The following is a 12,064-nucleotide window of genomic DNA, read 5'->3' as shown; positions in this document are numbered from 1 at the left end:
CTCACGCTCCCTTCTTCGCGCGGTCACCCGTCGGCTGCGTCACCCGGTCGAGCATCAGACCGAGGCACACGATGGCGGCACCGGCCACCAGACCGGTCGCGAGGTCACCCTGCGCGAGGCCGAACGCGACGTCGTAGCCGAGCGCACCCGCGCCGACCAGTCCGCCGATGATGACGACGGCGAGGACGAGGACGACACCCTGGTTGACGGCGAGCAGCAACGAGCGCCGGGCCAGCGGAAGTTGGACCTGCCAGAGCTGCTGCCGCCCGGTCGCGCCGAGCGAGCGGGCGGACTCCAGCGCGGCCGGGTCCACCTGGCGCAACCCCTGCGCGGTGATGCGGACGACGGCCGGGAGCGCGTAGACCACGGCGGCGACGACGGCGGGCGCGCGGCCGACGCCGAACAGCGCGACGACCGGGATCAGGTAGACGAACTGCGGCATGGTCTGGAACACGTCCAGGACCGGCCGCAGCACCCGCTCCACCCGCTCGCTGCGCGCGGCCGCGATGCCGGTGACGATGCCGAGGACCAGGGTGACGGCGACGGCGGCCAGTACCTGGGAGAGCGTGTCGAGCGAGGAGTCCCACACGCCGAGCACACCGATCGCGGCCATGGCGAGGACGGCGGTCAGCGCGGTGCGCCAGGTGCCGATCAGCCAGGCGAGCGCGGCCACCACGAGCAGCACCGCCCACCAGGGCAGCGCGCGCAGGCCGTCGCGCAGCGGGTCCAGCATCCAGGTGGTGAAGTGGCCCGCCCAGTCGGCGGTGCCGCCGACGACGGGGACGCCGGAGTAGAGGTGCGCGGTCATCCAGTCGACGGCGTCGTTGACGGGCGCGGCGATGCCGAGGGTCAGCCCCTCGGGCCAGTCGGCGCGGCCGAACAGCCGCGCGAGGACCGCGACGGCGACGGTGGCGCCGAGGACGTACAGCCACTGGGTACGAGGCCGGTCCGCGCCCTCGGTCGCACGCCCTGCGGCAGCCGTCACGCGGTCCAGGACCACGGCGAGCAGCACGATCGGGATGCCGGCGGCGAGGGCCGCGCCGACGTCGACGGAGGCGAGCGCCTGGTAGACGCGGTCGCCGAGACCGCCCGCGCCGATCACGGAGGAGATGACGGCCATGGAGAGCGCCATCATGATCGTCTGGTTGAGGCCGAGCAGCAGTTCCTTGCGGGCCAGCGGGATGCGCGCGGTCAGCAGCCGCTGGCGCGAGGTGGCGCCGAGCGACCGTACGGCCTCCAGCACCTCGGGGTCGGCGCCGCGCAGGCCGAGCGCGGTGAGGCGGGCCATGGGCGGAGCCGCGTAGACCACGGTGGCGAGGACGGCGGCGGGCACGCCGATGCCGAACACCAGCACCACGGGCAGGAGATAGGCGAAGGCCGGGAGCACCTGCATGGTGTCCAGGACCGGGCGCAGGGCGCGGTCCAGCCGGTCGGAGAGCCCGGCGCCGAGGCCGAGCAGCGCGCCGACGAGGACGGAGGCGAGCACCGCGACCACCATCAGCGCGAGCGTCTGCATGGTCGCCTGCCACATACCGAGCACACCGCAGGCGAGGAACGCGACAGCCGTGCCGGCCGCGAGCCGTACCCCGGCCACCCGCCAGGCGACCAGCGCGCCGAGCACGGTGACACCGGGCCACCCGGCGGCGAGCAGGGTGAGATAGACCCCGCGTACGGCGAGGACGACCGCGTTGCTGATGTGGCCGAAGAAGTACAGGAACAGCGGGTGGCTGTCCCGGTTGTCGATGACCCAGTCGCTGGCGGCGCCGAGCGGCTTCACCAGGCTCACGGTCAGCGCGTGCGGCCAACTTCCGCTGCCCCAGCGGGAGCTGAGCAGCGGGACGAGGACGGCGGCGGCGACCGCGAGGACGAGCAGCTTGGCGGCGGGGCGCGATCTCAGGGCGCCGGGGAGGGCGCGGCGGGCGGCGGCCGGGACGGTGAGGGTGGCCATCAGGCGGCCTCCGGCTCACGCTCGGGGTCGGGGGCGGCGGAGGGGTCGGAGGCGGCGGAGGGCTCGGGTGCCGCCTTCGCGCCGGCGGCGGGCCTCGGCGCGGACGTCCGCCCGGTCGCGGCCGAGCCGGCACGCTCACCGGAGGCACCGGCCTCCGTCCCGCCCGTCCCCGCCACCACGCTCAGCAGCGCCTCGGAGTCCACCACGCCCATACAGCGCCCCGCGTCCATCACCCGGGCCGGTTCGCCCGCGCGGGCCACCGCCTCGATGGCCTCCGCGACCGGCGCCTCCGGGCGCACGGCGGGGCCGCTGCCCGCCTCGCCGGCGGAGGCGGGCCGCATGGCGGTACGGCAGGTGACGACCTGCTCGCGCGGTACGTCGCGCACGAATTCGCGGACGTAGTCGTCGGCCGGGGAGTTGACGATCTCCTCGGGGGTGCCGAGCTGCACCACGCGGCCGTCGCGCATCAGGGCGATGCGGTCGCCGAGTTTGAGGGCCTCGGAGAGGTCGTGGGTGATGAACACCATCGTGCGGCCCTCCTCCTCGTGCAGGCGGACCACCTCGTCCTGCATGTCGCGCCGGATCAGCGGGTCGAGCGCGCTGAACGGCTCGTCGAACAGCAGGACTTCGGGGTCCACGGCGAGGGCGCGGGCTAGGCCGACGCGCTGGCGCTGGCCGCCGGAGAGCTGTCCGGGGCGGCGCTTCTCCATGCCCGCGAGGCCGACCTTGGCGACGAACTCGGCGGCCGTCTCCCGGCGTTCGGACTTGCCGACGCCCTGGATCTCCAGGCCGTAGGCGACGTTGTCGAGGACGGTGCGGTGCGGGAGGAGGCCGAAGTGCTGGAAGACCATCGCGGCGCGGTGGCGGCGCAGTTCGCGCAGCCGGGTGCGGTCCATGGCGCGGACGTCCTCGCCGTCGATGGCGATGGTGCCCGCGGTGGGCTCGATGAGCCGGGTCAGACAGCGCACGAGGGTGGACTTGCCGGAGCCGGACAGGCCCATGACGACGAAGACCTCACCCTTGCGCACGTCGAAGGAGACGTCGCGGACGGCAGCGGTGCAGCCGGTGCGCGCGCGCAGCTCGGCCGGAGAGAGCGCGGCCAACTCCGGGTCGGCGGGGACGCGTTCGGGCTTGGGGCCGAACACCTTCCACAGGCCGTCCACGGAGAAGACGGCGGCGGAGGTGGGCGGCTTACGGGTCGGCACGGTGAGCGTCATCGGGCGTCACCACCGATCAGCTCGACGGCCTTCTCACCGACCATGAGTACTCCGATCATCGGGTTCACCGCCGTCATCGTCGGGAAGACCGAGGCGTCGGCGATACGGACGCCCTCCAGGCCACGGATACGCAACTCGGGGTCCACCACGGCGAGTTCGTCGTCGGCGGCGCCCATCTTGCAGGTGCCGGCCGGGTGGTAGACGGTGTGCGCGACCTTGCGCGCGTACTCGCTCAGCTCCTCGTCGCCCTGCACCTCGGGGCCGGGGCAGACCTCGCGCTTGAGCCAGTGGGCGAGCGGCTCGGTCTTCGCTATCTCGCGGGCGATACGGATGCCGTCGACCAGGGTCCGCGCGTCGTAGTTGTCCTCGTCGGTGAAGTAGCGGAAGTCGAGCGCGGGCTTCACCGCCGGGTCGGCGCTGGTCAGGTAAAGACGGCCGCGGCTACGGGGCTTGGGGATGTTCGGGGTCATCGAGACGCCGAACTCGGGCCGCTCGTAGCCCAGTCGCTCCGGGTTGTCGGTGAACGGGATCTGGTAGAAGTGGAACATCAGGTCCGGGCCCGCGTGTTGGGGGTCGCGGCGGACGAACAGACCCGCGTCGGAGTCCATCGCGGAGTTCTCCGGGATCGGCCCGTCGGTCTCCCAGACGATGACCGACTCGGGGTGGTCGAGCAGGTTCTCGCCGACGCCGGGCAGATCGTGGACGACCGGGATGCCGAGCGCTTCGAGCTGCGCCTTGGGCCCGATGCCGGAGTGCAGCAGCAGACGCGGGGTGTCCACGGCACCGGCGCTGAGGATCACCTCGTTCCGCGCCTTGATCAGCAGCTCTTGGCCGTCCTTGGTGCGCACGTGGACGCCCTCGGCGCGGGTACCGTCCAGCTCCAGCTTGTACGCCCAAGTCTCCAAGAAAAGATGGAGGTTGGGGCGCTCGTCCATCACCGGGTGGAGGTACGCCACGGAGGCGGAGGAGCGCTTGTTGTCCTCCGGGTGGTAGGCGAGGTCGAAGAAGCCGACGCCCTCGGTGAACGGCTTCCTGTTGAAGCCCTCCACGCGCGGCACGTCCAGCGCGGCCTGCGCGGCGTCGACGAAGTCGCGGGCGATCGCGTTGCGGTCCTGCTCGTCCACCGGGACGATGTTGTTCTTCAGCCGGGCGAAGTACGCCTCCATCGGGACCGCGCCCCAGCCCGTGGCCCCGGCCCGCTCCCACTCGTCCCAGTCGGACGGGAGGGGCTTGAACGAGATCAGGGTGTTGTGCGAGGAGCAGCCGCCGAGGACGCGGGCGCGGCTGTGCCGGATGTGGGAGTTGCCGCGCGGCTGTTCGGTGGTCGGGTAGTCGTAGTCGAGGTCGCCGCCGAGCAGGCCCATCCAGCGGCGCAGGGTCAGCACGTCGTCGCGGCCGACGTCGCTCGGGCCGCCCTCGATGACGGCGACCGTGACGTCGGGGTTCTCGGTGAGGCGGGAGGCGATGACGGAGCCCGCGGTGCCGCCGCCGATGACGACGTAGTCGTACGCGTGGGTGTGTTCGGACATGGGGTGCCTGACTCCTGGGGGGCGGGAGGTCGTACGAAGGGGGTGTCGACCGGGCTGTGTTGGGGGGGGTGGGGGTCAGCCCGCGAACCAGCGCACCGGGCGGGGGGCGAGGTTCTGGTACACGTGCTTGGTCTCGCGGTACTCGGCGAGACCCGCCGGGCCCAGCTCGCGGCCGGTGCCGCTCTTGCCGAAGCCGCCCCACTCCGCCTGCGGCAGATAGGGGTGGAAGTCGTTGATCCACACGGTGCCGTGCCGCAGCCGGGCGGCGACGCGCCGGGCGCGGCCGGGGTCGGCGGTCCAGACGGCGCCCGCGAGGCCGTACTCGGTGTCGTTGGCGAGCGCGACCGCCTCGTCCTCCGTGCGGAAGGTCTCGACGGTGAGGACGGGTCCGAAGACCTCCTCGCGTACGACGCGCATCTCGCGGTGGCAGTGGTCGAGGACGGTCGGCTCGTAGAAGTAACCGGACTCGGGGCGGTCCTCGGACGGCTCGGGGCGCTTGCCGCCGCTGCGCAGCACCGCGCCCTCCTCCAGCGCGGAGGCGACGTACGCCTCGGTCTTGGCGCGCTGCTGCTCGGAGACGAGGGGGCCGCACTCGACACCGGGTGCGGTACCCCGGCCGAGCCTGATCTTCCCGGCGCGGCGCGCGAGTTCGGCGACGAAGCGGTCCCTGACCGACTCCTCGACGATGAGGCGGCCGCCCGCCGAGCAGACCTGGCCGCTGTGGATGAAGGCGGCGTTGAGGGCCTGGTCGACGGCGGTGTCGAAGCCCTCCTCGGTGGCGCAGGCGTCGGCGAAGACCACGTTGGGGTTCTTGCCGCCGAGTTCGAGGGCGACCTTCTTCACGGTGGGCGCGGCGGCCTGGGCGACCTTGACGCCGCTGACCAGGCCGCCGGTGAAGGAGACCAGGTCGACGTCGGGGTGCTCGGCCATGCGGGCGCCCACCGTGTGGCCGGGGCCGGTGACGAGGTTCGCGACGCCGTCGGGGAGTCCGGCCTCGGTGAGCAGCTCGATCAGCTTGACGGTGGTCAGCGGGGTGATCTCGCTGGGCTTGAGCACGAAGGTGTTGCCCGCCGCGAGCGCGGGGGCCACCTTCCAACTCGCCTGGAGCAGCGGGTAGTTCCAGGGAGTGATCAGGGCGCAGACGCCGACCGGCTCGTGCACGACCACGCTGTGGACGTCCGGCGAGCCCGCGTCGACCACCCGGCCGGGGGCCTCGGCGGCGACCAGGTCCGCGAAGTAGCGGAAGGCGTCCGCGACGCAGTCGATGTCGACGCGGCCCTCCTCCACGGTCTTGCCCGCGTCCCGGCTCTCCAGCAGGCCGAGCGCCTCGCGGTCGCGTACGAGGAGGTCCGCCACGCGGCGCAGCAGGGCGGCGCGCTCGGCGACGGGGGTACGGGGCCAGGGGCCGTGGTCGAACGCCTGCCGGGCGGCGGTGACCGCCCGGTCCGCGTCCTTCTCGTCACCCTCCGCGACCACGGCGAGGGGCCGGGCGTCCGCCGGGTCCAGGATCTCGCGCGTCGCGCCGGAGGCCGCGCCGAGCCAGTCGCCTCCGGCGTGGATGGTGGCCTCGGCCGGTCGTTCCGTTCTGTCCGCCATGATCGGTATTGCCTTCCGTTCCTGTTCAGCGCCCCTGTGTGACAGAGGTGTCACCTCCAAGGACCGGGACCGCATTCCCTCGGCCCCCGAGACGCATGCGCGTTCGGGGGGTGATAGTGGGCCGGGTCACTGAAATTACGGAATCAATACGGACAAATGGGCCGCCTTACGGGGTGATCAGTCCACCGACGCCGCCGCGTCACAGCCGGTGTCGGGCGGGCAGAACCACTTCAGCGCGGTGGTGAGCTGCTCCAGCTCGTCGTCACGGCCGTCGCTGTCAGGGCCGTACACCGCGATCGCGTATATCCGGCCGTCGGCGGCGACGAACCGCTCGTCCAGCACGTGCCAGGTCCCCACCTCGGGCTCCCCGCGGAGGGTGTCGGCCAGGTACTCCAGCCGTGAGCCCGTGAAGTCGCCGTCGTCCATGTTCCGCAGGGCGAGCTTCTCGAAGCCGTCCGGCTTCGGGGTGTCCGCCGACAGATACAGCGCGAAGGACGCGTCCGGCGACTCCTCCGCGACCTGGTACACCTGGATACGGTGACTGCGGTCCGGGCTGCGGTAGTTGACCACCTTGATGCCGTACGTCGACGGGGCGGTGCTCCGCGTCCAGTGCTCGGGCACGGCGATCCTGAAGCGCTCACCGTCTTCGCGGACCTCATACCCCTCGGGGGGCCCGGACGGCGACGGCGACGGGCTCTCGCTCACCGACTCGGTACTCCGGCTCGGCGCCGGGGCCGAACGGGAACCCCCCTGGCCCACCTCCCGACGCCCACCGGAACCATCCCCGCCCAGCACAAACACCAACGCGAACCCCACGGCCACCCCTACGACAGCAGCCGCGGCCAGCACCGGCCAGAGCCGCCGGGCACGGCCCCCCTCGCCCTGCCCACCGAGACCACCGACCGAGGTCCCGGCAGAGCCCCCGGCATCGGGATCCCACACGGAGCCGCGCCCTACGCCTCCGGCCGGGGGCCACGCCGAAAGCGGTGCCGCTTGCGGGTATCCCGCACTACGTCCGCTGGCCGCTGTCTCGGTCGGAGAATCGACCCCTGAAACCTGCCCGGAGTCCTGCGCACCGGCCCCCTTCGCCGAGAACCCGTCCGGGAGACCGGGCCCGTGACGGCGCCCCGAATCGCCGGCCGGGGCGCCGGGGCCAAGATCCGTCCCCGACGCCTGCGCACCAGCACCCCTCGCTACGAGCCCCTCCGGGACAGCCGAACCGTGACCTCCCGGCGACACCCCGGCCGAGGAATCCACACCAGGACCCCGCCCCGAGACCTGCTCACCAGCACCCTTCGCCGAGAACCCCTCCGGGAGAGCCGGCCCATGGCGGCGCGCCGAAGCGTCGGCCGGGGCGCCGGCGCCAAGATCCGCCCCCGACGCCTGCGCACCAGCACCCCTCGCCGCGAACCCCTCCGGGAGAGCCGGCCCACGGCCACTCGGCGACACCCCGGCCGGGGAGCCGGCACCGGGGCCCCGCCCCGAGGTCCCCTCACCGGCGCCCTTCGGTACGAACCCCTCCGGGAGACCCCGCCCCTTGCCACCCGGCGAATCCCCAGCCGGGGACCCCGTGTCGGAACCGCGTACGGAAGCCCCCTCACCGGCATCCCCCGGCACGGCCCCGTCCGGGAGACCCGGCCCACGGCCACCCGGCGACGACTCGGCTGGAGCCCCCTCCTCCGAACCACCCGCAGCAGCTCCCACCGGGGACCCCGTACCGGAACCCGTCGGCGACGCTGAGCCACGGCCACCGGGCGAAGCCTCAGCCGGAGACCCCGCGCCGGAGTCGCCCGTTGAGGCCACGTCGCCCTTCGGCCCGCGCCCCTCCGGGAAGCCCCCGGCACGGCCGCCAACCGGATGGGGCCCGCTGCGGCCACCTGCCGCCGACTCGGCGCGGGACTCACCACCCGCACCGCCGGCCGACGACCCGGCCGGGGTCTCCGGCCCGGCCCCGGCTGGAGGCCAGGCGATCTGGCCGGCTCCCGAAGGTCCGGCAGGGTGACCCCCGCTCCCGTCACCCGCCGCCGACTCGGCACGGGGCTCACCACCCGCACCGCCGACCGGCGACCCGGCGGGAGCCTCCGGCCCGGACTGCGCCGGAGGCCAAACGGCCTGACCGGGCGCCGAAGGCGCGGCAGGGTGACCCCCACCCCCGTCACCAGCGCGGGACTCGCCGTCCACACCGCCGACCGACGACCCGGTGGGCACCTCCGGCCCCGTCGCCGCCGGAGGCCAGACAGCCTGTCCGACCCCCGAAGGCCCGCCCGGGTGCCCCTCGCTCCGGGCAGCGGCCGACGACTCGGCCCGGGCCTCCCCACTCGTACCGCCGACCGACGACTCGGTGGAGGCATCCGGCCTGGACGCCGCCGGAGGCCAGACAGCCTGGGCCGCCCCCGAAGACCCGGCCGGATGGCCCCCGCTCCCGTCACCCGTCCCCGACTCAACCCCGGGCTCGCCGCCCGCACCACCAACCGACCGCTCAGCCGAGACCCCCGGCCCGGACACCGCCGGAGGCCAGACAGCCCGACCGGCCGCCGAAGGCGAGGACGAGTGAACCCCGCTCACCTCACCGGACGCCGACTCGACCCGGGACTCATCGCCCGCGCTGCCAACCGACGACCCGGTGGGCGCCCCCGGCCCGGACACCGCCGGAGGCCAGACAGCCTGGGCAGCACCGGAAGGCCCGGCCGGATGGCCCCCGCTCCCGTCACCCGTCCCCGACTCAACCCCGGGCTCGCCGCCCGCACCACCGGCCGACGACTCAGCCGAGACCCCCGGTCCGGACGCCGCCGGAGGCCAGACGGCCTGGCCGGCCCCCGAAGGGCCGGCCGGATGGCCCGCGCTCCCGTCACCCGTCCCCGACTCAGCCCTGGGCTCGCCGCTCGCGCCGCCGGCCGACGACTCGGCCGAGCCATCCGGTCCGGAAGCCGCCGGAGGCCAGAGCGTCTGGCCCGCTGCCGGAGGCCATGCCGGGTCGCCCCCGCCCGGGCCGGCCGGGTGGGGTGGGGGTGGGAAGGTCGGCGTCGGTGGTGGGGTCGGCGGGTCGTCCTCCCAGCGTTGGGCGTCCTCGTTCCAGTACCGCTGTCCCCCGCTCATCGCGGCCCCCTCCGGTTGTGCGGTCAGATTCCCAGGAGCCCGGCGAGGGCGCCGGCCGAGGCGAGCACGCTCATGAGGGCCTGGGAGTCCGTGAGGAGTTCCCGGAGGCGCTCGCGGCGGGTCGGGGCGGCCTGGCCGGTACGGGTGATCTCGGACTCGGTGTCGGCGAGCTCGGCGTCCAGCGCGGCGGTACGGTCGTCGGCGCGGACGCGGGCGAGGTCGGCGCGCAACTCCCGTACGACAGCGAGGAGTTCCTCGGTCGCCGGGTCCGGCGAGACACCCCCGCCGTGATGATGGCTCTCGGCGTGCGCATGGCTCCCCACGGCGAACGTACTGTGCGACACGTCCCCGAAACTGACCCTCGGCTCGTCACCGGACATGGCTGTTGATTCCCTTCCCCGACACCGGACCACCCGCGATCACGCGCCCGAAACCGCCCCTCGACCCGTCACCGGACATGGCCCTCGGCCCCCTCCCTCGACACCGGACCACCCTCAACCGCCCGCCCGAAGCCAGCCTCCGACTCCTCACCGGACATGGCCCTCGGCCCCCTTCTGCGACACCGGACCACCCTCAACCGCCCGCCCGAAGCCAGCCTCCGACTCCTCACCGGACATGGCCCTCGGCCCCCTTCTGCGACACCGGACCACTCTCGACCGCCCGCCCAAAGCCAACCCCCGACTCCTCACCGGACATGCCCCTCGCCCCCCCGCCCCCGACACCGGACCACCCTCAACCGCCCGCCCGAAACCGGCCCCCGACTCCTCACCGGGCACCGCTGCCATCCCACCGGACCATCCTCAACCACGCCCCCCAAACCCGGCGGCCCCCAGCCCCTCACCAGACACCGCCGCCCCCCCATCTCCGACACCGGCCCCCCCATTCACCGCGCCCCACTCGACCCGGCCCCCGCACCCCCGCCGGAGGCACTCGCATGGCTGCCCACCGCGAACGTGCTGCCCTCCACCCGCCCGATATTGACGTCACCGTTGCTGATGTTGACGACCTTCTGGACGAACTCGCCGGTCTCGTACCCGCATTCGGCGAGCGCGGAGCGCACCCCGCCCGCGACGCGGTCCTGGATGTTCTTGAGGTAGCGGGCGACGTCCATCTCCTGGAAGAGGGAGCCCTCGGGACGGGAGCCGAGTTCGCGGACGGAGAGGGCGGGGCCGTCGGGGAGGGCGCCCGAGTGGCCGCCGGTCAGCAGGCGCCAGACGTACACCAGGCCCCGGCCGAGCTGGGCCAGCGCGCGGCCCGCAGAGCCCGGTACGAGGACGAGGGCGGTGGCGGCCTTGCCGAGCGCGTTGTTGTTGCGGAACCGGTGGGCCGTACGGTCGGCGTCCTTGAACTCCTCGCGCACCGGCGTCAGTACGTGCGGGGCGATCTCCAGGACGAGCATCCGCCCCTGGGTGTGCACGCGCACGAACACCGTGACGACCAGCTCCTCCTCCCAGCCGCCCACCCGCACCCGCAGGAAGTGCCGCCGCTTCTCGGCGCCCTCCTCGACCGCGCGCGCCCGGTGCTCCTCGAAGGCCTGCTCGGTGTACGGCGCCTGGTCACGGGTGCCCAGCCCCTCCGCGGGCAGGAACACGCACTCGTCGATCTCCAGCCGCCGCAGCCGGTCGCGCACGACGGGCCCCGCGAACTCCGCCGGAATCCGCAGCTGTTCGAGCAGCGGCCGGATCCGGTCGAGAATGACCCGGTTGCTGAGCGGCTGCCGCTTCTTCAGCTCGTCCGGCTTCAGCTCCACCGCGAGGACCCAGGTGTCGTACGCCGCCCCGGCCCCGCAGAAGGGCCGCGCCTCGTTGTAGAGGACCAGCGGCGCGTGCTGTTCGAGCCGGATGCGCTGCCTGATCCGCCGGAAGCGCGGGTTCTCGGCCCGCTCGGCGGGGTCGCCCGCGGCGTCCGGGAAGCGCTGCGGGGAGAGTTCGGCGGCGAGCGCCCGGCTGAACTGGGTGCGCTGGAGGTGCACGCACAGCGCGATGCCGGCGAGCACGACGAGCGTGAGCCACGCCTGCAGCGGCTTGACGGCCGTGGTCAGCCCGTCGAGGAAGTCGCCGGAGGAGACCGAGGAGCCGTAGGAGCCATAGGGGTCGTACGGGTCGTAGCGGCGGTAGGACGGCTCGTCGTCCATCCCGGCGCCGAACGCGGCGGCGACCGTGAGGGCGAGCAGCACCGCGAAGTACAGGCGCCCCGACCAGCGGACGAGGAACGCGAGGACCAGGCGGTACAGCGGCGGCTGCGCGGCCCTGCCGCGGATCGCGGGGGCGGCCGCGAGCAGGAGGCTCGGCCACAGCGCGAGCGCGAGCATGCCTCCGCTGAGCGGCACCCCCACCAGCCAGAGCCCGATGATCGCCCCGGCCCACAGCAGTTCGAGCCGCCGGGCCCGCAGTGCGTGGGCCAGGACCCGCGCCGCGTCGAAGCCCAACGACGGTGCCACGATGCGCTGTTCGTTGAGGTGCAGCTCCTCGATGACCCGGTCGCGGTACCCGGAGTCGAGATACACCCCCGCGCACAGCAGCCGGGTCGCCTCGCTGGCGTGCGGCGGCGTACCCGGCTGCGCGGCCGGTGGCGTACCCGGCTGCGCGGTCGGTGACGCGGTCGGCGCCCCGGCGGACGTGGGCCCGGACTGCTCCGGCACCTGTGCGGCGCTCATGCCACTCCCCCGAAAAGTGGTG

At 73.8% G+C, this 12,064-nt stretch carries 7 protein-coding genes; all 7 read right to left on the bottom strand.

Going from position 1 to position 12,064, the window contains the following annotated elements:
* Window position 1 precedes the first annotated feature (1 nt).
* The gene (locus AB0898_RS07940) at window positions 2-1,948 is read right to left on the bottom strand and encodes an ABC transporter permease subunit (RefSeq protein WP_366801963.1); all 1,947 of its coding nucleotides are present in this window, start codon (window positions 1,946-1,948) and stop codon (window positions 2-4) included.
* A complete protein-coding gene (locus AB0898_RS07935) occupies window positions 1,948-3,165 on the bottom strand; it encodes a betaine/proline/choline family ABC transporter ATP-binding protein (protein WP_366801962.1) in 1,218 nt (405 codons plus the stop codon). Before AB0898_RS07935 ends, AB0898_RS07940 begins: the two co-directional genes overlap by 1 nt.
* Complete coding sequence (locus AB0898_RS07930) at window positions 3,162-4,694, bottom strand: GMC oxidoreductase (RefSeq protein ID WP_366801961.1); 1,533 nt, start codon at window positions 4,692-4,694, stop codon at window positions 3,162-3,164. Before AB0898_RS07930 ends, AB0898_RS07935 begins: the two co-directional genes overlap by 4 nt.
* Window positions 4,695-4,769: 75 nt before the next feature.
* Window positions 4,770-6,290 carry an aldehyde dehydrogenase family protein gene (locus AB0898_RS07925; protein WP_366801960.1) on the bottom strand — a complete coding sequence of 507 codons (1,521 nt, stop codon included), beginning with the start codon at window positions 6,288-6,290 and terminating at the stop codon, window positions 4,770-4,772.
* Window positions 6,291-6,467: 177 nt separating this feature from the next.
* Window positions 6,468-6,911, bottom strand: coding sequence for a hypothetical protein (locus tag AB0898_RS07920; RefSeq protein ID WP_366801959.1), 444 nt, complete (start codon window positions 6,909-6,911; stop codon window positions 6,468-6,470).
* Between the two features lie 2,498 nt (window positions 6,912-9,409).
* Complete coding sequence (locus AB0898_RS07915; protein WP_366801958.1) at window positions 9,410-9,766, bottom strand: hypothetical protein; 357 nt, start codon at window positions 9,764-9,766, stop codon at window positions 9,410-9,412.
* 503 nt (window positions 9,767-10,269) lie between these two features.
* Window positions 10,270-12,042: a hypothetical protein gene (locus AB0898_RS07910; RefSeq protein WP_366801957.1), complete on the bottom strand. Its 1,773-nt coding sequence runs from the start codon at window positions 12,040-12,042 to the stop codon at window positions 10,270-10,272.
* Window positions 12,043-12,064 lie beyond the last annotated feature (22 nt).

Origin of the sequence: Streptomyces sp. NPDC005435, assembly GCF_040703155.1 — a bacterium.
GTDB lineage: Bacteria > Actinomycetota > Actinomycetes > Streptomycetales > Streptomycetaceae > Streptomyces.
This window is presented reverse-complemented; position numbering and strand designations above follow the sequence as displayed.